20 protein-coding genes and 1 pseudogene are annotated in these 21,623 nt (G+C 70.5%); 9 read left to right on the forward strand and 12 right to left on the reverse strand.

All coding sequences use genetic code 11. The features are described 5' to 3' along the window. Positions 1 to 98: 98 nt before the first annotated feature. From ACFYWS_RS02695 to kdpF, 4 genes are read right to left on the reverse strand one after another with little or no spacing between them, the layout of a single operon-like run. Positions 99 to 749, reverse strand: coding sequence for a potassium-transporting ATPase subunit C (locus tag ACFYWS_RS02695; protein ID WP_389268733.1), 651 nt, complete (start codon positions 747 to 749; stop codon positions 99 to 101). 25 nt (positions 750 to 774) lie between these two features. Further along, the gene (gene kdpB / locus ACFYWS_RS02700; RefSeq protein WP_389269465.1) at positions 775 to 2,871 is read right to left on the reverse strand and encodes a potassium-transporting ATPase subunit KdpB; all 2,097 of its coding nucleotides are present in this window, start codon (positions 2,869 to 2,871) and stop codon (positions 775 to 777) included. Positions 2,872 to 2,909: 38 nt separating this feature from the next. Beyond that, positions 2,910 to 4,574 carry a potassium-transporting ATPase subunit KdpA gene (gene kdpA, locus ACFYWS_RS02705; protein ID WP_389268735.1) on the reverse strand — a complete coding sequence of 555 codons (1,665 nt, stop codon included), beginning with the start codon at positions 4,572 to 4,574 and terminating at the stop codon, positions 2,910 to 2,912. 8 nt (positions 4,575 to 4,582) lie between these two features. Next, positions 4,583 to 4,672, reverse strand: coding sequence for a K(+)-transporting ATPase subunit F (gene kdpF / locus ACFYWS_RS02710; protein ID WP_018533641.1), 90 nt, complete (start codon positions 4,670 to 4,672; stop codon positions 4,583 to 4,585). A gap of 366 nt (positions 4,673 to 5,038) precedes the next feature. Between kdpF and ACFYWS_RS02715 the strand changes: the two genes are divergently transcribed. Further along, positions 5,039 to 5,224, forward strand: a complete 186-nt coding sequence (locus ACFYWS_RS02715) for a DUF5999 family protein (protein WP_389269467.1) — start codon at positions 5,039 to 5,041, stop codon at positions 5,222 to 5,224. Positions 5,225 to 5,232: 8 nt separating this feature from the next. On the opposite strand, the gene ACFYWS_RS02720 is transcribed toward ACFYWS_RS02715, so the two are convergent. Continuing rightward, positions 5,233 to 7,068 (reverse strand): APC family permease, encoded by a 1,836-nt coding sequence (locus tag ACFYWS_RS02720; RefSeq protein WP_389268738.1) that lies wholly within the window; start codon positions 7,066 to 7,068, stop codon positions 5,233 to 5,235. A 231-nt stretch (positions 7,069 to 7,299) separates the two neighbouring features. Between ACFYWS_RS02720 and ACFYWS_RS02725 the strand changes: the two genes are divergently transcribed. Continuing rightward, positions 7,300 to 7,827: a hypothetical protein gene (locus ACFYWS_RS02725; protein ID WP_389268740.1), complete on the forward strand. Its 528-nt coding sequence runs from the start codon at positions 7,300 to 7,302 to the stop codon at positions 7,825 to 7,827. A 27-nt stretch (positions 7,828 to 7,854) separates the two neighbouring features. Here ACFYWS_RS02725 and crcB (ACFYWS_RS02730) read toward each other — a convergent pair whose 3' ends face one another. Both crcB (ACFYWS_RS02730) and crcB (ACFYWS_RS02735) read right to left on the reverse strand, forming a co-directional pair. Then, complete coding sequence (crcB, locus tag ACFYWS_RS02730) at positions 7,855 to 8,229, reverse strand: fluoride efflux transporter CrcB (RefSeq protein WP_389268742.1); 375 nt, start codon at positions 8,227 to 8,229, stop codon at positions 7,855 to 7,857. Between the two features lie 28 nt (positions 8,230 to 8,257). Then, positions 8,258 to 8,722, reverse strand: coding sequence for a fluoride efflux transporter CrcB (gene crcB, locus ACFYWS_RS02735; protein ID WP_389268744.1), 465 nt, complete (start codon positions 8,720 to 8,722; stop codon positions 8,258 to 8,260). A 423-nt stretch (positions 8,723 to 9,145) separates the two neighbouring features. On the opposite strand from crcB (ACFYWS_RS02735), the gene ACFYWS_RS02740 reads away from it, so the two are divergent. From ACFYWS_RS02740 to ACFYWS_RS02750, 3 genes and pseudogenes are all read left to right on the forward strand, one after another. Then, on the forward strand, positions 9,146 to 9,997 hold the full coding sequence (locus tag ACFYWS_RS02740; protein ID WP_389268746.1) for a YbhN family protein: 852 nt from the start codon (positions 9,146 to 9,148) through the stop codon (positions 9,995 to 9,997). A gap of 78 nt (positions 9,998 to 10,075) precedes the next feature. Next, a complete protein-coding gene (locus tag ACFYWS_RS02745) occupies positions 10,076 to 10,204 on the forward strand; it encodes a hypothetical protein (protein ID WP_389268748.1) in 129 nt (42 codons plus the stop codon). A gap of 240 nt (positions 10,205 to 10,444) precedes the next feature. Then, positions 10,445 to 10,737 (forward strand): annotated as a pseudogene (locus ACFYWS_RS02750) (VOC family protein). Between the two features lie 54 nt (positions 10,738 to 10,791). On the opposite strand, the gene ACFYWS_RS02755 reads toward ACFYWS_RS02750, so the two are convergent. Beyond that, entirely contained in the window at positions 10,792 to 12,165 is a 1,374-nt protein-coding gene (locus ACFYWS_RS02755; RefSeq protein WP_389268750.1) for an NAD-dependent succinate-semialdehyde dehydrogenase, read from the reverse strand. Positions 12,166 to 12,329: 164 nt separating this feature from the next. Between ACFYWS_RS02755 and boxC the strand changes: the two genes are divergently transcribed. From boxC to ACFYWS_RS02775, 4 genes are read left to right on the forward strand one after another with little or no spacing between them, the layout of a single operon-like run. Continuing rightward, positions 12,330 to 14,003, forward strand: coding sequence for a 2,3-epoxybenzoyl-CoA dihydrolase (boxC, locus tag ACFYWS_RS02760; protein WP_389268752.1), 1,674 nt, complete (start codon positions 12,330 to 12,332; stop codon positions 14,001 to 14,003). A gap of 2 nt (positions 14,004 to 14,005) precedes the next feature. Further along, entirely contained in the window at positions 14,006 to 15,424 is a 1,419-nt protein-coding gene (gene boxB / locus ACFYWS_RS02765; protein ID WP_389268754.1) for a benzoyl-CoA 2,3-epoxidase subunit BoxB, read from the forward strand. A 42-nt stretch (positions 15,425 to 15,466) separates the two neighbouring features. Further along, entirely contained in the window at positions 15,467 to 17,041 is a 1,575-nt protein-coding gene (locus ACFYWS_RS02770; RefSeq protein WP_389268756.1) for a benzoate-CoA ligase family protein, read from the forward strand. Continuing rightward, entirely contained in the window at positions 17,041 to 17,898 is an 858-nt protein-coding gene (locus ACFYWS_RS02775) for an amidohydrolase family protein (RefSeq protein ID WP_389268758.1), read from the forward strand. Before ACFYWS_RS02770 ends, ACFYWS_RS02775 begins: the two co-directional genes overlap by 1 nt. Here the strand turns inward: ACFYWS_RS02775 and ACFYWS_RS02780 are convergent. The 4 genes from ACFYWS_RS02780 to ACFYWS_RS02795 form a co-directional block, all read right to left on the reverse strand. Next, positions 17,882 to 18,709: a PaaX family transcriptional regulator C-terminal domain-containing protein gene (locus ACFYWS_RS02780; protein ID WP_389268760.1), complete on the reverse strand. Its 828-nt coding sequence runs from the start codon at positions 18,707 to 18,709 to the stop codon at positions 17,882 to 17,884. The two genes, ACFYWS_RS02775 and ACFYWS_RS02780, sit on opposite strands and share 17 nt — an antisense overlap. Before the next feature lie 88 nt (positions 18,710 to 18,797). Then, positions 18,798 to 19,061, reverse strand: a complete 264-nt coding sequence (locus ACFYWS_RS02785; protein ID WP_389268762.1) for a GlsB/YeaQ/YmgE family stress response membrane protein — start codon at positions 19,059 to 19,061, stop codon at positions 18,798 to 18,800. A gap of 113 nt (positions 19,062 to 19,174) precedes the next feature. Next, complete coding sequence (locus tag ACFYWS_RS02790; protein ID WP_389268765.1) at positions 19,175 to 20,197, reverse strand: hemolysin family protein; 1,023 nt, start codon at positions 20,195 to 20,197, stop codon at positions 19,175 to 19,177. Further along, complete coding sequence (locus tag ACFYWS_RS02795; RefSeq protein WP_389268767.1) at positions 20,194 to 21,555, reverse strand: hemolysin family protein; 1,362 nt, start codon at positions 21,553 to 21,555, stop codon at positions 20,194 to 20,196. The genes ACFYWS_RS02790 and ACFYWS_RS02795 overlap by 4 nt, the downstream gene beginning before the upstream one ends. Between the last annotated feature and the right edge of the window lie 68 nt (positions 21,556 to 21,623).

Below are 21,623 nucleotides of genomic sequence, written 5' to 3' on the forward strand. Positions count from 1 at the left end.
CCGCGGTAGCCGGCGGGCCGGGACGGGGTCCCGGTGTCCGCCGGCTCCCGCGGCCGGTTCTGTAAGGCCACAGGCCACCAGACTTCGTGGAGTCCTCGTCAGCTCTTCGCCGTCAACTGCTGGAGCGCGATGTTGAGTTCGAGGACGTTGACCCTCGGCTCCCCCATGAAGCCGAGATCCCGGCCGTCCTTGTGCGCGTCGACGAGCTTGTGGACCTGAGCGACGGAGAGGTCGTTCCGCTCCGCGATGCGGTGCACCTGGAGATCGGCGTACTCGGGGGAGATCGCCGGGTCGAGGCCCGAGCCGGAGGAGGTGACGGCGTCGGCGGGGATGTCGGAGGGCTTCACCTTGTACGTGGCCGTGGAGTTGTCCTTGACGACGGCGGCCTTGGCGGACTCGACCTGCTTGACCAACTCCTTGTTGTCACCGGCGAGGTTGGTGGCGCCGGAGAGGATCAGCTTGTACTGCGTATTGATGCTGTTCTCGCCGAGGCCGTTGGAGGGGCGCGGCTGGAACCACGCGAGGTCGGGCTTGCCGTCCTTGGTGAGGTACGTCTGGCCTATGAGGGAGGAGCCGACGACCTCGCCGTCCGCCTTGACCTCGGATCCGTTGGCCTTGTCGTGGAAGGCCACCTGGGCGATGCCGGTGACCGCGAGCGGGTAGACGACTCCGCACACGACGGTCAGGACGATCAGGGCGCGCAGCCCCGCCCACAGCAACCGGCCTGTGTTTCCTACCGAGTTGTTCATGATCGATCAGCACGCTTTCTCAAGGTCACAGCCCGGGGATGAGGGAGATGAGGAGGTCGATCAGCTTGATGCCGATGAAGGGCGCGACGAGCCCTCCCAGGCCGTAGATCCCGAGATTGCGACGGAGCAGCTTGTCCGCGCTCACCGGCCGGTACTGAACGCCCTTCAGGGAGAGCGGCACGAGCGCGATGATGATGATCGCGTTGAAGATGACCGCGGAGAGTATCGCGGAGTCCGGGCTGGACAGGCCCATGATGTTGAGCTTGTCCAGGCCGGGGTAGACCGCCGCGAAGAGCGCCGGGATGATCGCGAAGTACTTCGCGACGTCGTTGGCGATCGAGAAGGTCGTCAACGCGCCCCGGGTGATGAGGAGTTGCTTGCCGATCTCGACGATCTCGATGAGCTTGGTCGGGTTCGAGTCGAGGTCGACCATGTTGCCGGCCTCCTTCGCGGCCGACGTACCGGTGTTCATGGCGACACCCACGTCGGCCTGCGCGAGGGCGGGCGCGTCGTTGGTGCCGTCACCGGTCATCGCGACGAGCTTGCCGCCCGCCTGCTCCCGCTTGATGAGGGCCATCTTGTCCTCGGGCGTGGCCTCCGCGAGGAAGTCGTCGACGCCTGCCTCCTCGGCGATCGCCTTGGCGGTCAGCGGGTTGTCACCCGTGATCATGACGGTCTTGATGCCCATCCGGCGCAGCTCGACGAACCGCTCGCGCATGCCGTCCTTGACGACGTCCTTGAGGTGGATGACGCCCAGGACGCGGGCACCTTCGGTGTCCTCGACCGCTACGAGCAGCGGTGTGCCGCCGGCCTGGGAGATCAGGTCGGCGAGGGTCTCCGCGTCGTCGGCGATGCGGCCGCCCCGCTCCTTGACCCAGGCGATGACCGAACCGGCCGCCCCCTTGCGGACCTTGCGTCCGTCCACGTCGACGCCCGACATGCGGGTCTGGGCGGTGAACTCGATCCACTCGGCGCCCGTCAGCTCGCCCTGGTGCCGCTCGCGCAGCCCGTACTTCTCCTTGGCGAGGACCACGATGGAGCGGCCCTCGGGTGTCTCGTCGGACAGCGAGGAGAGTTGCGCGGAGTCGGCGACCTCGGCCTCCGTGGTGCCGCGTACCGGTACGAACTCGGCGGCCTGGCGGTTGCCGAGGGTGATGGTGCCGGTCTTGTCGAGCAGCAGCGTGGACACATCGCCCGCGGCCTCGACGGCACGCCCCGACATGGCCAGTACGTTCCTCTGCACCAGCCGGTCCATGCCCGCGATGCCGATCGCGGAGAGCAGCGCGCCGATGGTGGTCGGGATCAGACACACCAACAGGGCGACGAGCACGACCATGCTGAGGTGTTTGCCCGCGTAGTTCGCGAACGGCGGCAGGGTGGCCACCGCGAGCAGGAAGACGATGGTCAGCGAGGCCAGCAGGATGTTGAGCGCGATCTCGTTGGGGGTCTTCTGCCGGGCGGCGCCCTCGACCAGGTTGATCATGCGGTCGATGAACGTCTCGCCGGGCTTCGTCGTGATCTTGACGACGATGCGGTCGGAGAGCACCTTCGTACCGCCGGTGACCGCGCACCGGTCGCCACCGGACTCGCGGATGACCGGGGCGGATTCGCCGGTGATCGCCGACTCGTCGACGGAGGCCACGCCCTCGACGACGTCACCGTCGCCGGGAATGGTGTCGCCGGACTCGCAGACGACGAGGTCACCGATCTTCAACTCCGTGCCGGCGACATGCTCCTCGCGGCCCGCTGTCAGGCGGCGTGCCACGGTGTCGGTCTTCGCCTTGCGCAGTGTGTCGGCCTGCGCCTTGCCGCGGCCCTCGGCGACGGCCTCCGCCAGGTTCGCGAAGATCACCGTCAGCCACAGCCAGGCGCTGATCGTCCAGCCGAACCAGTCGGACGGGTTCAGGAAGGAGAACACCGTCGTCAGCACGGACCCGATCAGCACCACGAACATCACGGGCGCCTTGACCATGACGCGCGGGTCGAGCTTGCGGCAGGCGTCGGGCAGCGACTTCAGCAGTTGCCTGGGGTCGAACAGGCCCCCGCCGACCTTGCCGCCGCCGGGCTTGTGCCCGGTGGGCACGTCCGGGTGGGGCGCCCTGGTGGGTGTGGCAGTGGACATCGTGTCCTCGGAATTCTCGGAACGTTCGGTACGTACGGTCATGACGCGAGCCCTTCCGCGAGCGGGCCGAGCGCGAGCGCGGGGAAGTACGTCAGGCCGGTGATGATCAGGAGTGTGCCGACCAGCAGGCCGGTGAAGAGCGGCTTGTTGGTGCGCAGTGTGCCCGCCGTGGCCGGGACCGGCCGCTGCTCGGCGAGCGAGCCGGCGAGCGCGAGCACGAACACCATCGGCAGGAAGCGGCCGAGCAGCATCGCGAGGCCGATCGTGGTGTTGAACCACTGGGTGTCGGCGGCCAGGCCCCCGAAGGCGGAGCCGTTGTTGTTGGCGCCGGACGTGTACGCGTACAGGATCTCGGAGAAGCCGTGCGCGCCGGGGTTGAGCATGGAGTTCGGCGGGGTCGGCAGGGCCATCGCGACGGCCGTGAAGACGAGCACGAGGGCCGGGGTGATGAGGATGTAGCAGGCCGCGAACTTGATCTCGCGGGTGCCGATCTTCTTGCCGAGGTACTCGGGCGTGCGGCCCACCATGAGGCCTGCGATGAACACCGCGATGATCGCCATGATCAGCATGCCGTAGAGGCCGGATCCGGTGCCGCCGGGAGCGATCTCACCGAGCTGCATGCCGAGCATGTTGAGGCCGCCGCCGAGGCCGGTGTTGGAGGAGTGGAAGGAGTTCACCGCGCCGGTCGAGGTGAGCGTCGTGGCGACCGAGAAGATCGCCGAGCCGCCGATGCCGAAGCGGGTCTCCTTGCCCTCCATCGCGCCGCCCGCGGCCTGGAAGGCCGGGCCGTGGTGGGCGAACTCGGTCCACATCATCAGGGCGGTGAAGCCGATCCAGATCGTCGCCATCGTGGCGAGGATCGCGTAGCCCTGCTTGACCGAGCCGACCATGCGGCCGAAGGTGCGGGTCAGCGCGAACGGGATCACCAGGATCAGGAAGACCTCGAAGAGGTTCGAGAACGCGGTGGGGTTCTCGAAGGGGTGGGCGGAGTTGGCGTTGAAGTAGCCGCCGCCGTTCGTGCCCAGTTCCTTGATGACCTCCTGGGAGGCGACCGCGCCGCCGTTCCACTGCTGCGAGCCCCCCATGAACTGGCCGACCGAGTGGATGCCGGAGAAGTTCTGGATGGCGCCGCAGGCGACCAGGACGAGCGCGCCGATCACGGAGATCGGAACCAGGATCCGGATGACACCGCGCACCAGGTCGGACCAGAAGTTGCCCAGCTCACCGGTGCGGGAGCGGGCGAAGCCGCGTACGAGCGCGACCGCCACGGCGATCCCCACGGCCGCCGAGACGAAGTTCTGCACGGCGAGTCCGGCGGTCTGTACGACGTGGCCCATGGCCTGCTCGCCGGCGTACGACTGCCAGTTGGTGTTGGCGACGAAGGACGCGGCCGTGTTGAAGGCCTGGTCAGGGTCGATCGAGGCGAAGCCGAGCGAGCCCGGCAGACTGCCCTGGATCCGCTGAAGCAGGTACAGGAACAGGACGCTCATGGCCGAGAAGGCGAGGACGCCGCGCAGGTAGGCGGTCCAGCGCATCTCGGTGTCCGGGTCGGCGCCGATGCCCTTGTAGATCCACTTCTCCACGCGCAGGTGCTTGCCGGAGGAGTAGACCCGGGCCATGTGGTCGCCGAGGGGGCGGTACGCCAGTGCCAGCGCCGCTATCAGCGCGACGAACTGGAGCACTCCGGCGAGTTCGGGGCTCATATCTGTACTCAGAACCTCTCGGGGTAGATGAGGGCGAGGACGAGATAGCCCAGGAGGGCGACGGCCACGACGAGGCCGACGATGTTCTCGGCGGTCACAGCTTGGTCACCCCCTTGGCGACGAGTGCCACCAGCGCGAAGACCGCGATCGTGGTGACGACGAAGGCCAGGTCGGCCATCGTGAGCTCCCTGGTTGAAGGTGTTGATTCGGAACTGACACTGAGAGGAAACCCCCGGTCATGGCCGGTTTCGATCCCCGTTGACGGCTCCCATACGCCGCCGTGTGCGCCCTTGACGGCTCTCTTACGCGAGGGGGCGGGCGGCGGGGTCGTGGAACGGTTCCGGGAGTGTCCGGGAGCTGTCACATTCGCCGCCCGGCCCTTCTTTCGCGGGGCCCGGCGGGCGCATCGTCGACACATGGGGCAGCCCTCCAGGACCGCCCCGCCGGCCGACCAGGAGGTCGCCATGTGTTTCCACCGCCCCGCGTGCCCGGACGCCGTGCACGTCGTCGCCGCCCACCCGGAGCAGGGCTGGAGCCTGTGCTGCGACGGCACGATCGTCTTCGACGACACCGGTGAGCTGCGGCCCGACGGGGGCGTCGTGGCCCCGCACCGGTCGTACCCGGTGGAGCGGATGGCCGTCGCGGCCTGAGACCCGGGTCAGTTCAGGCGGAACCGCAGCCGGCAGATCACCGCGTCGGTGTCCCGGCGCACGGCGTGTGCGACGACGGCGCCCCGCTGGTTCTGCAGGATCCGCTGCCAGGCCCGCGCCGGCTCGGCCTCCGGGACGAGCACGGTCACGCGCGTACCTGGTGCTGCCGCCCCGCGTACGTACGCGGCGACGGGCCTGCCGATGGCACGCCGCTCGGACGGCAGTGGGACGAGCTCGACGCCCGGGTTCCACAGCGCCCAGTCACGTAGGAGCGCCTCGCTCGCGGCCCGGTCCTCCGGATCGGAGTGCACGACGGTGACGGCGCGTACCTCGTCACCGAGGGAGTTCGCGGCGGTCAGTGCCTCGCTGGTGAGCCGGGAGATACCGGAGACCGGGACGATGACGAGCGAACGGGCGTGTGTCGGACAGGCAGGGATGCGGCCGAGTCCGAGGCGTTCGCCGATCCGGTCGTACGCGCGGTGCACGGCCCGGAACGCGAGGACGAGCAGCGGCAGCGCGATCACGATCAGCCAGGCGCCGTCGTGGAACTTGGTGGCGGTCACGACGAGCGCGGACACCCCGGTGAGCAGGGCGCCCACCCCGTTCAGGAGCAGCTTTCCGAGGGCTCCCGGCACCCCGCGCCAATGGATCACCATGCCGACCTGCGCGATGGTGAAGCCGACGAAGACACCGATGGCGAAGAGCGGCACGAGGGTGTTGGTGTCACCGCCGAAGAAGACCAGCAGCGCGGCCGAGACACCGGCGAGGGTGAGGACGCCATGCCGGTGGACCTGGCGGTCGGCCTTCAGGGCGAAGACGTGCGGCAGGTAGTTGTCGCGGGCGAGCAGCTTGAGCAGCACGGGCAGTCCGCCGAACGACGTGTTCGCGGACAGCGCCAGCAGGATCATCGTCGCGAACTGCACGACGTAGAAAGCCCAGTTGTGGCCGAGGGACGCGTCCGCGAGCTGGGCGAGAACGGTGACACCCGCCACCGGCTGGAGATGGAAGCGGGCGATGAGCACGGAGAGGCCGATGAGCATGACGCCGAGGACCGCGCCGAGTGCCACCTCCGCGTGCTGGGCGCGGCGGGCGCGCGGGGTGCGGAACTGCGGCACCGCGTTCGCGATGGCCTCGACGCCGGTCAGCGCGGAGCAGCCGGAGGCGAACGCCTTCAGCAGGAGCAGCGCGCCGACGGTGGTGGCGTTGTCGGCGAGGGCGGAGGCATGGCCCGCGGCGGCCTGCGTGGAGACGGGGGCGTCGCGGAACAGGCCGATGACGATCAGGACGAGGATCGACACGACGAAGATCGCGGTCGGCGCGATGAAGGCGCGCGCCGAGTCGACGATGCCGCGCAGGTTCACCGCCGTGATCAGTACGAGCACGGCCAGACATATCCACAGCCGCTCGCCGTACAGCGCCGGGAACGCGGAGGTCAGGGCGGCAACCCCGGCGGTCACGGCGACGGCGACGTTCAGTACGTAGTCGAGGACGAGGGAGGCGGCGGCCACCAGGCTGGTCCGGGCCCCCAGATGCTTCTTCGCGACGGCGTACGATCCGCCGCCGTCCGGGAACGCGGCGATGACCTGCCGGTAGGACGCGACGAGTACGGCGAGCAGCGCGGCGATGGCGAGGGTGACCGGGAGGGTGAAGCCGAGGCCGTGGGCGCCGGCGGCGGCCAGGACCAGGACGATCGCCTCGGGGCCGTAGGCGACGGACGCCATGGCGTCGAGCGACAGTGCGGCGAGGCCGGTCACGGCGGTGAGGCGGTGCCGCTCGGTCCCCGCCGGATCAGGAGGTTCCTCGGCGGTGATGGTTCCCGCGGGTTCGGTGGCCTGGGTCGTCATGGGAGTCCTGCTCACGGTCGGGGGCGGTGGCCCGGTGGAACGGTGGGGCCAGGTTGTGCCCCCGGCGGGGCCGTGACCGCGCCTCCTAGCGGGATCTTCGCGGTCGGTCCGCGCACCTTGACGCGTCGTTGACGACCACGGCGCGCGCCTCGTCAAGAAGGCGTACGCAGAGGCGTTCGGGACACATCAAGAAGGCGGACGGCACGGGATGGCGTGCCTAGCGTCGGCGGCATGGCAGACATCTTCAGCGCGACGGACCCCTCTGGCGCACGGGACGAACAGTGGGCCGGCGAGGCGCACAGCGCCGTGCGGTGCGGGGTGGGCTTGAGCGCGCTGCTGCTCGGGATCGACACACTGTCCGGTCAGTTCACCTTGTGGCGCGGCGTGTTGTGGCTGGGGCTCGGCGCGCTGCTCACCGTGGTGCTGCTGCCAGCCCGGGTCACCGCGACCGTGGACCGGCTCACCGCGCGCGGGCTGTGGCGCGAGCACACGGTGCGTACGGACCTGCTGGTGTCGGTGCGCTGCGTGGACGGTGTCGCCCAACGACTGGTATTGCGCGACCAGTTCGGCGGTCGGGTCGAGATCGACCCACAGGTCCTCGTGGCCAATCCGCCGCTGTGGCACCTCCTCGATGACGCCGCCCGCGAGTCGGAGCGGCGCGGGCTCCTGCTGTGCGGCGCGACCGCGCTGCGCAGGCTGGCGCGGCGGGTGGACGGGGAGCTGGCGCAATCGGTGTTCCGGGTGTCGGGACTGCACTGAGCGGGGCTTGCCGCCCCCGCCCTCCCCTCACGCCCAGACGGCCGCCGCGAGTGCCGCGCCCGCGAACGCGGCGCCGAGTCCTGCCACGACGCTGCCGACGACATTGACGGCGGCGTAGCGGCGCGCCCCGTTCTCGGCCAGGCGCAGGGTCTCGTACGAGAACGTGGAGTACGTCGTCAACGCCCCGCACAGGCCGGTGCCGAGCAGCAGTTGCACCTGGGAGGAGGCGCCGCCGGCCGCGACGGCGCCGGTGACGAGACCGAGGATCAGGGACCCCGCCACATTGACGGCGAACGTGCCCCAGGGGAACACCGTGTCGTACCGGGACTGGACGGTGCGGTCGGTGAGATAGCGCAGCGGGGCGCCGACCATCGCACCCACGATCACCAACAGCCAGTTCACGCGTCGCTCCCGTCCGGGTTGTGGGTCGTCACCGCTGCCTCCCCTGGATGACGCGGCGGGTCAGACGCGCCGCGGTCCACACCGACGCGATCGCCACGCACACCGTCAGGGCGAGGTAGCCGAGTGCGGTGAGCGGGTGGCCTTCGTCGATCAGGTTCCGGATGTCCACGGCGTACGTGGAGAAGGTCGTGAAGCCGCCGAGGACGCCGGTGCCGAAGAACGGCCGGACGAGGCGGTGGGCCGCCCACACGTCGCTGATGACGACCATGAAGACGCCGATGACGGCGCAGCCGATCGCGTTGACGACGAGCGTCGTCCAGGGGAAGGCGCCGGTCGCCGTGGGCCACAGCAGGGTCGCCCCGTAGCGGGCGCTCGCGCCGACCGCGCCGCCGAGCGAGACCACGGCGATCACGGGCCCCTGTCCGCGCCATACGTCCTTGCGCGGAACGGGACCACGCAGTTCCACATCCGGGTCGACGGGTTCGTTCAGCATCGGGGGCGGGCCTCTTCCACGTACGTCTCCTACTCGCCGGGCACACGTTACGGGTGTGCGTCGTCGCAAGTAGGGACCGTTGGCGGCGACTGTGCCGCGGTGGGAGGACGGCGAGCCCCACCGCCGCGAAAATCCTACCTCGCGTCCACGTCGGGCCACCGCTGGGCCGCGGGCCCGCACCGTTTCGCAGATCGACGGGCGCGCGACACTACGACGCCGCCGAAAACGGGCATGACTGTAGTGGCCCCATACCGCTCTCTCCCCCGCCCTGCGCTGTGCGCGCCCTGAAAGGACGGCTCAAGCGTGGCCACTCCCCCTCCTCCTGTCCTGCGACCTGCTCCGCGACGCCGACTTCCGTTACGGAAATGGATTGCGCTCGTTCCGCTCGTCCTGGTCGCCGGGTGGGTGGCCTGGAACTGGCCCGTGTTCGCCTCGGGGCTCGCGCAGTTGCGCGGCGCGGATCCCGGCTGGCTGCTGGCGGCCGCCGTGGTCACGGTCGCGTGCTGGGTACCGGTGTGTCTGCTGCGGCAGGGCGCGGTGCTCGAACCGCTGCCCCCGGGGCGGCTGTTCGCCTCGCAGGTCGCCGCGGGTTCCGCGAATCACCTGCTGCCCGCGGGGCTCGGCGCGCACGTGGTGACGCTGCGGTTCATGCGCTCGTGCGGGATATCGGCGACCCGCGCCTGCGCCGCGCTCGCGCTGTACTCGCTGGCGCAACCCATCGGCCGGTACGCCCTGTTGATCGCGCTGATGGCGGCCTCGCCGGACGCGCTGCCGCTGGGCGGCCTCGTGCCGGCCGAGCGGGGTGGCCTCGCGGTGCTCCTGCTCGTCGCGGTGGTCGCGGTGGCGGCGGGGGTGCTGTGGTGGGTGCGGCCGCTGCGCGGCGCCGTCCGGGACTTCCTGGCCACCGCGCTGACCGATGTGCGGGCCCTGCACGCCCGGCCCGCCCGCGCGCTGGCCCTGTGGTGCGGGGCGGTCGGCTTTCCCGCGTTGCAGGCCACCGTCATGGTCGCGGTGGCACGCTCCCTTGAGGTGCCGGTGCCGTCGCTGGACATCGCCCTCGCGTATCTGGCGGCCTCGGCGGTGGCCGGGGTGGTGCCGACGCCGGGCGGGATCGGGTCCGTCGAGGCGGCCCTCGCCATCGCGCTCGTGGGCGCGGGGTCACCGGTCGTCGAGGCGACCGCCGCGGTCGTGGGCTTCCGTCTGCTCACGGTCTGGGGGCCGCTGCTGCCCGGCGCACTGGTGCTGGCCGCGCTGGTGCGCCGCAAGGTGATCTGACGGCCGACGGCCCAACGGGCGACTTGGTACATTCGCGACCCGGAGCCCGATTTGCCGCACTTGAGGAGGCGTGGTGCCATGACGCCGCTCGCCCTGTACCTGCCCGGTCTCGACGCGGTCCCGCGCTGGCTGCAGATCACGGCGGCCGTGGTGGTCCTCGGCCTCATGGCCGCGCGGGTGTGGCTGTTCTTCCGCCGCCGGAAATAGCGTTGTCCCTGTCCGGGAGCGGCACTAGGGCCTGTACTGAGTTCCGCCGCGGGGGAACTCCGTACAGGCCCTAGGGTCGCTCGGGTGACTACCGGGTCGGCCATGGGCCATGCACGAGTGAGGCTCCCGGCCCCGGCGTGAGCCAGGGGCGGGCGAGAAGCCCGCCGTTCCTCTCCGCGTCCGTCCCCCGGCGCCCGTGCGCGGCGCAACCACACCGCCGTCTACGCGAGCGACCGGCACCTGTCCGCCGAGTTCATCGCCGCGATCCTCGGTCTGAAGGTGGGCGCCCCCTTCGGACCGTTCCTGCCCCTCGACCTCGGCAACGGCGTGACGCTCGACTACTACGAGAAGCGGGACGAGCCGATCCAGGCGCAGCACTACGCCTGGAGACGGTCGGGGTGACGTACTACGCCGACCCCGGACACACCGAGCCCGGCCGGGTCAATGACCTGTTCGGTGGGCGCGGGGCCTACTTCGACGATCCGGACGGCCACAACATGGAGATCATGACCCGGCCGTACGCCCGCCCCTGACACGCGAGGGCCGGCCCGCCCCTGCGTGTCAGGGGCGGGCCGGCCGCGGCGTGATCAGCCCTGGACGCGGATCAGCTTCTTGTTCGCGAACTCCGCCATGCCGTACTTGCCCAGCTCACGGCCGATGCCCGAGCGCTTGACGCCGCCGAAGGGCAGGTCCGCCTGGGTGCCGGCGAAGCCGTTGATCCACACCATGCCGGTGTCGAGCTGGTCGGCGACCCGCTTGGCGCGCTCGACGTCGCCGCTCCACACCGCGCCACCGAGCCCGTACGGCGAGCTGTTGGCCAGCTCGACGGCGGCGTCCTCGTCGGCCACCGGGTAGACGACGGCGACGGGGCCGAACAGCTCCTCGGTGTAGGCGCGCATCTCGGGCGTGATGCCGGTCAGCACGGTCGGCTGGACGTACGCGCCCGGGCCCTCGCCTCGGCTGCCGCCGGTGTGCAGCGTGGCGCCCTTGTCGACGGCGTCCTTGATCTGTTCGAGCAGCTGGTCGGCGGCTGCCCGCGAGGACAGCGGGCCGAACTTGGTGTCCGGTTCCAGCGGGTCACCGGCCTGCACCGCCCCGACGTTCGCGGTCAGTTCGCGCACGAAGTCCTCGTAGAGGCCCTCCTGGACAAGGAAGCGCTTCGGCGAGTTGCAGGCCTGTCCCGCGTTGCCGAGCCGGCCGCCTGCCGCCTTGCGGGCCGTCTTCGCCACGTCGTCGGTGTCCAGGAGGATGAAGGCGTCAGAACCGCCCAGCTCAAGGACGCACTTCTTCAGGTTGCGGCCCGCGATCTCGGCGACGGCCGAACCGGCCCGCTCGCTGCCGGTCAGCGAGACACCCTGGTTGCGCGGGTCGCCGATGATGTCGGCGACCTGGTCGTTGGTGGCGAAGACGTTGATGTACGCGCCGGTCGGCAGTCCGGCGTCCGCGAAGATCTGCTCCATCGCGAGGGCCGCCTGCGGACAGCTCGGGGCGTGCTTGAGCAGGATCGTGTTGCCGAGCATCAGGTTCGGCGCGGCGAACCGGGCCACCTGGTAGTACGGGTAGTTCCACGGCATGATCCCGAGCAGCGAGCCGAGCGGGGCGGTGCGCACGGTGGCGGTGCCGCCGCCGCTGACCGAGAGCTCCTCGTCGGCGAGGAAGCCCGGGCCCTGCGTGGCGTAGTACTCGTAGATGCTGGTGACGATGTCGACCTCACCCTTGGCCTGGGCGAGCGGCTTGCCCATCTCCAGGCTGATGATGCGGGCGAGCTCGTCCTTGCGCTCCTGGTAGATCTCGCCGACGCGACGCAGCACCGCGGAGCGGGTCTCGACGGGCGAGGTGCGCCAACTCTGGTAGGCCGCATGGGAGTCGGCCAGTGCCGTCTCGATCTGCTTCGCGGTCGCCTCGGGGAATTCCTCAAGGGTCTCGCCGGTCGCGGGGTTCACCGTCTTGTAGGCCGTCATGCTCGCGACCATACCTTTTGCCTCCCGCCACCCGTCCAGACCCTGCCCGCCCCCAGGAAACGTGCTACGGGATATTGACGCTCCTACAGCCGAGCGTGGAGTGTTGTGTCATCCGAGGACTCATGGAGAACTGTCGAGGACCAATCGAGGACGAGGGGACCGCCATGCGCGTCGAGTTCCGGACCGCGCCGACGCACTACCGCCACTGGTCGCTGAAGGTCGACGAGGCCGTCGCCACGCTCACCATGGACGTGGCGGAGCAGGCCGGCCTCGTGCCCGGCTACGAACTCAAGCTCAACTCCTACGACTTGGGCGTCGACATCGAGCTCTACGACGCCGTGCAGCGGCTGCGCTTCGAGCACCCCGAGGTACGTGCGGTGGTGGTGACGAGCGGCAAGGAGAAAGTGTTCTGCGCCGGGGCGAACATCCGGATGCTCGCCGGATCGAGCCACGCGTGGAAGGTGAACTTCTGCAAATTCACGAACGAGACGCGCGGCGCCATCGAGGACGCCTCCGCGCACTCCGGCCAGACCTACCTCGCCGCCCTCAACGGCACGGCGTCCGGCGGCGGTTACGAGCTGGCGCTCGCCTGCGAGCGGATCCTGCTCGTCGACGACCGCTCGTCGGCGGTGTCCCTGCCCGAGCTGCCTCTGCTCGGTGTGCTGCCGGGCACCGGCGGCCTGACCCGGCTCGTCGACAAGCGGCACGTCCGCCGCGACCGCGCCGACTACTTCGCCACGAAGCCGGAGGGCCTGGGCGGCAAGCGGGCCGCGCAGTGGCGCCTGGTCGACGAGGCCGTGCCGCGCGGGGAGTGGGAGCACACCATCGCCGCCCGCGCGGCCGAGGCCGCCGCCCACTCCGACCGCCCGGCGAACGACCCGCCGGGGATCCGCCTCACCCCGCTGGAGAAGACCCGGACCGAGGATGACACCGAGGAGCGGATCGCGTACCGGTACGTGCACGCGACGCTCGACCGCGCCCGCCGCACCGTAGAGATCACACTCGAAGGACCACAGGCCGACGCCCCGGCCGACCTCGCCGCCCTGCACCACCAGGGCGACGCGAGCTGGCCGCTGGCCCTGGCCCGCGAGCTCGACGACCTCGTCCTCGATCTGCGCACGAACGAACCGGAGTTGGGCACCTGGGTCGTACGAAGCCGGGGCGACGCCTCCCGCATCCTCGGCCACGACGCCCTGCTGCTCGCCCACCGCGACGACTGGCTCGCCCGCGAGATCACGCTCTACCTCAAGCGCACGCTGAAGCGCCTCGACCTGAGCAGCCGCAGCCTCATCGCCCTGATCGAGCCGGGCAGTTGCTTCGCCGGGACGCTCCTGGAGACCGTGCTCGCGGCCGACCGGTCCTTCCAACTGGCCGGAGTCTTCGAGGAGATCGACCCGGCCGCCGAACCGGCCGCGCTCGTCGTCGGCCCGATGAACCTCGGCCCGCTCCCCATGAGCAACGGGCTGAGCAGGCTGGAGACCCGGTTCCTCGCAGACACGGAGTCGCTCGCGGCGGCCCGCGCCGCAGAGGGCCGCCCACTCGACGCCGAAGAGGCCGAGCGGCTCGGCCTCGTCACGTTCGCCCCCGACGACATCGACTGGGACGAGGAGGTGCGGATCTCACTGGAGGAGCGGGCCGGGTTCAGCCCGGACGCCCTCACAGGTCTTGAGGCGAACCTGCGTTTCGCGGGCCCCGAGACACTGGAGACCAAGATTTTCGGGCGGCTCACCGCCTGGCAGAACTGGATCTTCAACCGTCCCAACGCCTCGGGCCCCGAAGGGGCCCTGCGCAGGTACGGCACCGGACAGCGCGCCGAATTCGACCGGAAGCGGGTGTGACGATGGCGCTCACCGCCGACTACACGGACAAGATCCCCAACAATGTGGATCTTCACGAGGACCGCAGGCTCCAGCGGGCCCTGGAGTCCTGGCAGCCCAACTTCCTCACCTGGTGGGACTCCATGGGCCCCACCCTCCCCACCAGCGACGTGTATCTGCGCACGGCGGTCGACGTCGGGCGTGACGGCTGGGCGCGGTTCGGGCACGTGGCGATGCGCGACTACCGCTGGGGTGTCTTCCTCTCCGAACCGAAACCCGACCGCCGTATCGCCTTCGGCGCGCACCGCGGCGAGCCCGCCTGGCAGCAGGTGCCCGGCGAGTACCGGGCCGATCTGCAACGCCTCATCGTCATCCAGGGAGACACCGAACCGGCAAGCGTCGAGCAGCAGCGCAATCTGGGTGCCACCGCGCCCAGCCTCTATGACCTGCGCAATCTCTTCCAGGTGAACGTGGAGGAGGGCCGGCACCTGTGGGCGATGGTGTATCTGCTGCACGCCTACTTCGGCCGGGAGGGGCGCGAGGAGGCCGAGGAGCTGCTGCACCGCAACTCCGGCAGCGAGGAATCGCCGCGCATCCTGGGCGCGTTCAACGAGGAGACGCCCGACTGGCTGTCCTTCTTCATGTTCACGTACTTCACCGACCGCGACGGCAAGTACCAGCTGGGCACGCTCAAGGAGTCGGCCTTCGACCCGCTGTCGCGCACCGCCGAGTTCATGCTGAAGGAAGAGGCGCACCACATGTTCGTCGGCACCACCGGCATCGACCGGGTGGTGCTGCGCTCTGCCGAGTTGATGCGCCAGCACGACACCGAAGACCTGACCGGCTGCGGCGGCATCCCGCTCGACGTGATCCAGAAGTACATCAACTTCCACTACTCGGTCTCGCTCGACCTGTTCGGCTCCGAGACGTCGACGAACGTCGCCAACTACTACACCTCGGGCCTCAAGGGCCGCTGGGGTGAGGAGCGCCGCAAGGACGACCACACGCTGACCGACGACTCGTTCCTGGTCGACGCGCTGGTCGAGGGCGTGATCGGGCAGCGGGAGGTCGCGGCGCTCGTGGGCCTCAACACCGATCTGCGCCGCGAGTACATCCGCGACTGCCACAGCGGCCTGAACCGCTGGAACCGTCTGCTGGAGGAGGCCGGGATCGAGCAGCGGCTGTATCTGCCGCACATCGCGTTCAACCGGCAGGTCGGCGCCTTCGCCGCGGTCGAGACGGCGCCCGACGGCACGGTACTCACCGCCGACGCGTGGGAGGACGCCCGGGGCGCCTGGCTGCCGACCGAGGTGGACAAGACGTACATCCGCTCGCTGATGCGGCCCGTGCACGAGCCCGGCCGGATCGCCTCCTGGATCGCCCCGCCGCGCCAGGGCATCAACGGCAAGCCGTTCGACTACGAGTACGTGCACCTCACCTGAAGACGTCCGAAGCGTCTGAAGCCGACGACCGGGGAGCCGACGATGAGCGAACCCTTCAACGCGTGCCGCTATCTGCTCGACCGCCGGCTCGACCACGGGGACGGCGACCGCCTCGCCCTGACAGGACCCGCGGGCGATCTCACCTACGCCGCACTGCACGAGCGGTTGCGCCGCACGGCGAACGGCCTGCGGGCGGTCGGCCTGCGGCCCGAGCAGCGCGTGATGCTGTTCATGGCGGACTCCCCCGACTTCGTCACCGTCTTCCTCGCCGCGCTGCGGGTCGGCGCGATTCCGGTGCCGGTGTCGACGATGCTGCACGCGGGCGACCTCGCCGAGCTGCTGCGTGACGCGCGGGCAGCCTTCCTGGCCGTCAGCTCCTCGTACGCGGCGGTGGCCGACAAGGCGGTGCCGGACGCCCCGGAGCTGCGCGGGCTGCTCGCCGGGGCCGATGTCACGTTCACGGGCAACCTCCCGGTGCACCCGCTGCGGGAGTTGGCCGAGGCCGACCCGGACACCGACGCGTACGCCACCACGGCCGACTCCCCCGGCTTCTGGCTCTACACCTCCGGCACCACCGGCTCGCCCAAGGCCGCCATGCACCGGCACGGCGCCGTCGCAGAGGTCTGCGAGACGTACGCGACCGGGGTCCTCGGCATCAGGGCAGGCGACCGGTGTCTGTCGGCGGCCAAGGCGTTCTTCGCGTACGGGCTCGGCAACTCGCTGCTGTTCCCGCTCGCGGCGGGGGCGACGACCGTGCTCGAACCGGAGCCGTCCCGCCCGGAGTTGCTGGCCGCGCGGGCACGGGAGTTCGGCGCGACGCTGTTCTTCGCGGGGCCGACGTTCTTCGCCAACATGCTCCGCGCCGAGCTGCCCGGCGACGCGCTCGCCGGTGTCAGGCTCGCGGCGTCCGCGGGCGAGCCGCTGCCCGCCGCCCTGCAACGCCGCTGGAGCGAGCGCTTCGGCGTCGACATCATCGACGGCATCGGCATGACCGAGACGCTGCACATCTTCCTGTCGAACGCGCCGGGGGCGATCCGTCCGGGCACGACGGGCCGCCCGGTGCCCGGCTACGAGCTGCGCGTCCTCGACGAGGAGGACCGCGAGACACCGACCGGCACACCGGGCACCCTGCACGTCCGCGGCCGCTCCGTCGCCACCGGCTACTGGTCGCGCTACGACGAGTCCCGCCAGGTGTTCCGCGGCGAGTGGCTGCGCACCGGAGACACCTACGTGCGCGACGAGGACGGCTACTTCACGTGTCTCGGGCGCACCGGCGACATGCTCAAGGCCGGTGGCATCTGGGTGTCCCCCGCCGAGGTCGAGGCGCGGCTGCTCGAACACCCCGCCGTCGCCCAGGCCGCGGTGGTCGCGGCGACGGACACGGACGGCCTGGAGAAGCCGGTCGCGTATGTCGTCGCCGCACCGGGGCAGGACACCACCGCGGCGGAACTGATCGCGTACTGCCGCACCGGGCTGCCCTCGTTCAAGCGGCCCCGGCACGTGCTGTTCACCGAGACGCTGCCGACGACCGCCACCGGCAAGATCCGCCGTGTGGAGCTGAGGGCCCGCGCGGCCGACGACGTGATCGCTTACCGAGAACCGTACGAGGAGACCTGATGCTGGACGGCCACCCGCTGATCGACGTGCACCTCCACCCGGCGCGCCTGTCCACGCTGAAACCGACATACGAGGAGTGGACCCAGGGCATCGCCGACCACGATCTCCTCGCCCGGATCTACGACGACGACACGGTGGACCCCGAGGCGTTCCACCGCCACCTCGTCTCCGAGGGCGTCGACATCGCGCTGCTGCTCTCGGAGTACAGCCCGCGGGCGACCGGCATCCAGCCCATCGAGGACCTGCTGCCGATCACGTCCTACGACCCGGCCAGGGCCAAGCCGATCGCCAACATCAACCCGCACCTGCACTACCCCATCGAGGAGGAACTTCAGCGCCAGCTCGACCTGGGCGCGGTCGCCTGCAAGCTCCACCCGGTGCACGCGGGCGTCGCCGCCAACGACCGGCGCCTCTACCCGGCGTACGAGCTGTGCCAGTCGGCCGGTGTCCCGCTCGTCGTGCACTGCGGCACGAGCACGTTCCCCGGCGCCCTCAACAAGTACGCCGACCCGCTGTTCCTGGACGACGTGCTGCGCGACTTCCGGCGCCTAGACGTTGCGCTCGCGCACGGCGGGCGCGGCTGGTGGTACGACGCGGCGGCCTTCATGGCGCTGTCCAACGAACGGGTCTGGATCGAGCTCTCGGGCCTGCCGCCGTCCCGGCTGCGCACGTACTACGGCAAGCACGACTGGGCCCGTCTCACCCGCCGCATGATCTTCGGCACGGACTGGCCGGGCGTCCCGGGCATCGCGAGGAACGCCCGCGCGGTCGCGGCCCTGTGTCCGGACGAGACGACCACGGGCCTGGTCCTGGCGGGGAACGCGGCGCAGGTGTACCGGCTCAAGCTGGAGGCGTGAGAGGGGCGGTCAGCCGGTCCCACTCCTCCTGCGCGGCGCCGTGCCACCGCTCGTGCAGCTCGGTGAAGAGGTTCGCGGAGCGCACACCGATCCAGTGCGGGGGCAGCAGTTCCAGGGGCAGTTGCGGGTCGAGGGCCGGGAAGCGGCGCCAGGCGTCCACGAGGCGGACCTGTGCGAGGAGGGTGTCCATTCCGGGTTCGGCGCGCATCCCGGCGAAGGCGCGGACGAACTCCTCGTACTCCGTCGCCAGATCTCCGAGCCGCCACGCCTGTTCCACCATGTCCCGCTCGGAGCCGATCCCCGCGAAGGGCCCGCAGAACGAGGACACTTCCGGGCCGAGGCCCAGCTCCTCCACCACCTGCTTGGCCTCCGCCTCGCGCGCGGGATGCGGGCCCACCCACAGGCCCGGTGCCGGGCTGCCGAGGCCGACCCAGGTCAGCCTGGTGCGCAGCCGGTGGCGCAGTTCGCGCTTGGTCTCCGGGACGCTGACGAGCAGTACCAGCCAGCGGCCGTCCCAGCGCGCCCGTGCCCGCCCGAAGGAGTAGATGCGCTCCGCGCCCTCGCTCAGCAGCGTCCTGCCGTGCTCGGTCAGCGCCCAGCGCACCCGCCGCCCGGCCCGCTCGGCAGTGATGATGCCGCCGGCCGACAGCCGGTTCAGGGCCTGGCGGGCCGCCTTCTCCTCGACGCCGAGGCCGTCCATCACGCGCAACAGTGCCGAGGTCCAGACGGGAACGTCCCGTGGCAGCACGTACTCACCGAGCACGGTCAGCAGGAGGGAGCGCGCGCTCCCCGATCCGGTCGGCCTGGTCAATCCGGGCTCCTCCACTGGGCGTTGTGCCAGGGTAGCCCAATCCCACTACAGGTCGACTGCGTAGCGCCACACTTTCGTAGAGCGTGAATCAGCGCCGCCCCTTGAGCCTCTCCACTCCCGCCACGCCGACGGCGGCGAGACCGATCTGCATGGCGAGTTCGATCCAGTCGATACCGTCGGTCTCGGCGACGTCGAAGGCACCGGCGAGACCGGTTCCGACGAGTGCCGCGACGATGCCGACCAGCAACGTCCACAGGATGCCGATGCGTTGGCGTCCCGGAATGGCCAGTCGGCCCAGCACGCCGATCACGATGCCGATGACGATCGCGGTGAAGATGCCGGAGATCTCCATGTGTGTCCGCCTCTCCTTGATCCGACACTTCGACGATTCGACACAGCTGTCGAATGTCGATTTACGTGTTCCCCGGCATAGGGGACGCAGTCCCGTCGGCGACGGTTGAGCGCTCAGGCGGCCGCCTGCGGGTGGGTGAGGCGGGCCAGCAGGTCGTCGAGGGCGACGAGGCCCGTCAGCCGGCCGGTGCCGTCGCGGACGACGGCGAGCGAGGCCCGGCGGTGACGGAGTTGCTCGATGGCCTGTCCGACCGTGTCGGATGCCAGCAACTCCGGTACAGGGCGCGCCAGTTCTCCCGCGGTGGCGGAACGTCCCCGGCTGCGGGCGATCAGCGCGTCGCGGGCGTGCACGGAGCCGACGACCCGGTCCCCCGCCCGTACGAGGAGGCGGCTGCGGTCGCGCGCCGTCGCGGTGGCGAGGATCGCGTCGAGGTCCGCGTCCACCGGGACGGAGGTGATCCGCGCGGCGGGGGTCTGGAGGTCGCCGACGGGGGTGAGCGGTTCGACCAGGGAGCTGGTGATCAGCTCCGAGTCGTCCTTGCTGATCAGGCCGAGCCGCTCGGACTCCACGACGAGGTGGGTGAGCTGCTCCCGGTTGTGGACCTCGGCGAGTTCGTCGCGCGGGGTGACCCGGCACATCCGTACCAGCGCGTTGCTGACCTTGTTGAGGACCCAGATCAGCGGGCGGACCACCTTGACCACGGCGCGGAACGGCGGGGCCAGCAGCATCGCCGAGCGCTCGGGGTGGGCGATCGCCCAGGACTTGGGCGCCATCTCACCGACGACCATGTGCAGGAACACCACGACGATCATCGCGAAGGCGAAGGAGACGCCGTAGCTGAGACCACTGGGCAGCCCCCAGCCGCGCAGCAGCGGGTCCAGCTCGTGCGAGATGGCGGGCTTGGAGATCGAGCCGAGCCCCAACGTGCAGATGGTGATGCCGAGTTGGGCGCCCGCGAGCATCAGCGACAGTTCCCGCATACCGGCGAGCGCGGCCTTGGCACCGCGCGCGCCGGACGCGACCGCCTGCTCCATGCGATGCCGTTTGGCGGCGACGAGCGCGAACTCGGCGGCGACGAAGAATCCGCTGCCGATCAGCAGCAGGACCGTGATGAAGAGGGCCATGGGGAAGCTCATGGGCGCGGCTCCTCCTCGGTGTCGGCGGCGACGGATTCGCGGGCCAGGTGGACGAGTTCGGGTACGTGACGGTCGAGGGTGCGGACGTCGATGACGGCATGTCCGCCGTCGCCGTGCGCCTCGGCCAGCTCGACCGTGATCCGGTCACCGATCGCCGGGAAGCGGCCGAGGCGGTCCACGATCAGTCCTGCCACGGTGTCGTAACCCTCGTCCTCGGGCAGTTCGACGCCCGTGGCCTCGGCGATCTCGTCGATGCGGCGGCCCGCGTCGATCACCCAGCCCGTGCCGTCCGGGTCCCGGACCGCCAGTTGTGTCTCGCGGTCGGTCTCGTCCGCGATGTCACCGACCAGTTCCTCGGCGATGTCCTCGTACGTGACGACGCCCGCGACGCCGCCGTGTTCGTCGAGGACGACCGCGAACTCGTCGTCGGCCTCGCGCATCCGGTCGACGGCGGCGGGGAGCTGGAGCGTGTCCGGCAGCAGGAGGGGGCGGCGGGCCAGGGCCCCGGCCGGGGCGCTCGCGTACGCGGACTGCTGGAGCCGCATCAGTTCGCGCACACCGAGGACGCCTGTGACGTCGTCGGGGTGGTCGCCCATGGCGGGGTAGTTCGAGTGGCCGTGCTTGGCGATCAGCTCGATCGCGTCGGCGGCCGTGGCCTCGTTGCGGACGAAGATCGCGTCGGCGCGGGGCACCATCACCTGGTCCAGGGTCCGCTCGTTGAACTCCAGGGCGTGGTCGAGGAGGGTGGCGGTCTCGCGGGGCAGCTCGCCCTGCTGATGGGACTCGCCGATGAGATGGCTGAGTTCCTCCAGGGTGGCGCCGTGGTGCAGTTCCTCGACGGGTTCGATGCCGACCTTGCGCAGCAGTTTGTTCGCGGCGCTGTCGAAGAGGTGCACGAGGGGGCCGACGACCTTCAGGTAGCCGAGTGTGGACCCGGCGAGGGACTTGGCGAGGCGTTCGGGGACGGCGAGGGCGAGATTCTTCGGGGCCAGCTCGCCCAGCACCATCTGCACGACCGTGGCCAGGACGAACGCCAGGACCACCGAGATCGCGGTCACCGCGGCGGCCGGGAGGCCGATGCCGTCCAGGGCCGGGCGCAGCAGGGCCGAGACGGACGGTTCGGCGAGGAAGCCGACGACGAGGCCTGTGACCGTGATGCCGAGCTGGGCGCCGGACAGCATGAAGGACAGTCGCCCGAGGACCTTGAGGGCCTTGGCCGCTCTCTTGTCACCGGCCTCGGCGTCGCGGGCGAGCGCGAGGCGGTCCGCCGCCACGTACGCGAATTCCTGGGCCACGAAGTAGCCGGTGCCCGCGGTCAGCACGAGGACCGCGAGGAGGCCGAGCACGGCACTCAGCATGTGCCACCACCTCGCCGCGTGCCGTGCTCACCGATCAAGGGGCGGGGTGGTCGGGGGCTGTGCCCCGC

This window comes from Streptomyces sp. NPDC002795, from assembly GCF_042888725.1.
Taxonomy (GTDB): Bacteria; Actinomycetota; Actinomycetes; order Streptomycetales; family Streptomycetaceae; genus Streptomyces.

What these genes read in the sequence shown, in the direction of transcription:
- ACFYWS_RS02695 (WP_389268733.1), bottom strand. Translation starts at nt 749, where the DNA reads ATGAACAACTCGGTAGGAAACACAGGCCGGTTGCTGTGGGCGGGGCTG.
- kdpB (WP_389269465.1), bottom strand. Translation starts at nt 2,871, where the DNA reads ATGTCCACTGCCACACCCACCAGGGCGCCCCACCCGGACGTGCCCACC.
- kdpA (WP_389268735.1), bottom strand. Translation starts at nt 4,574, where the DNA reads ATGAGCCCCGAACTCGCCGGAGTGCTCCAGTTCGTCGCGCTGATAGCG.
- ACFYWS_RS02715 (WP_389269467.1), top strand. Translation starts at nt 5,039, where the DNA reads ATGTGTTTCCACCGCCCCGCGTGCCCGGACGCCGTGCACGTCGTCGCC.
- ACFYWS_RS02720 (WP_389268738.1), bottom strand. Translation starts at nt 7,068, where the DNA reads ATGACGACCCAGGCCACCGAACCCGCGGGAACCATCACCGCCGAGGAA.
- ACFYWS_RS02725 (WP_389268740.1), top strand. Translation starts at nt 7,300, where the DNA reads ATGGCAGACATCTTCAGCGCGACGGACCCCTCTGGCGCACGGGACGAA.
- crcB (WP_389268744.1), bottom strand. Translation starts at nt 8,722, where the DNA reads ATGCTGAACGAACCCGTCGACCCGGATGTGGAACTGCGTGGTCCCGTT.
- ACFYWS_RS02745 (WP_389268748.1), top strand. Translation starts at nt 10,076, where the DNA reads ATGACGCCGCTCGCCCTGTACCTGCCCGGTCTCGACGCGGTCCCGCGC.
- ACFYWS_RS02755 (WP_389268750.1), bottom strand. Translation starts at nt 12,165, where the DNA reads ATGACGGCCTACAAGACGGTGAACCCCGCGACCGGCGAGACCCTTGAG.
- boxC (WP_389268752.1), top strand. Translation starts at nt 12,330, where the DNA reads ATGCGCGTCGAGTTCCGGACCGCGCCGACGCACTACCGCCACTGGTCG.
- boxB (WP_389268754.1), top strand. Translation starts at nt 14,006, where the DNA reads ATGGCGCTCACCGCCGACTACACGGACAAGATCCCCAACAATGTGGAT.
- ACFYWS_RS02770 (WP_389268756.1), top strand. Translation starts at nt 15,467, where the DNA reads ATGAGCGAACCCTTCAACGCGTGCCGCTATCTGCTCGACCGCCGGCTC.
- ACFYWS_RS02775 (WP_389268758.1), top strand. Translation starts at nt 17,041, where the DNA reads ATGCTGGACGGCCACCCGCTGATCGACGTGCACCTCCACCCGGCGCGC.
- ACFYWS_RS02785 (WP_389268762.1), bottom strand. Translation starts at nt 19,061, where the DNA reads ATGGAGATCTCCGGCATCTTCACCGCGATCGTCATCGGCATCGTGATC.
- ACFYWS_RS02790 (WP_389268765.1), bottom strand. Translation starts at nt 20,197, where the DNA reads ATGAGCTTCCCCATGGCCCTCTTCATCACGGTCCTGCTGCTGATCGGC.
- ACFYWS_RS02795 (WP_389268767.1), bottom strand. Translation starts at nt 21,555, where the DNA reads ATGCTGAGTGCCGTGCTCGGCCTCCTCGCGGTCCTCGTGCTGACCGCG.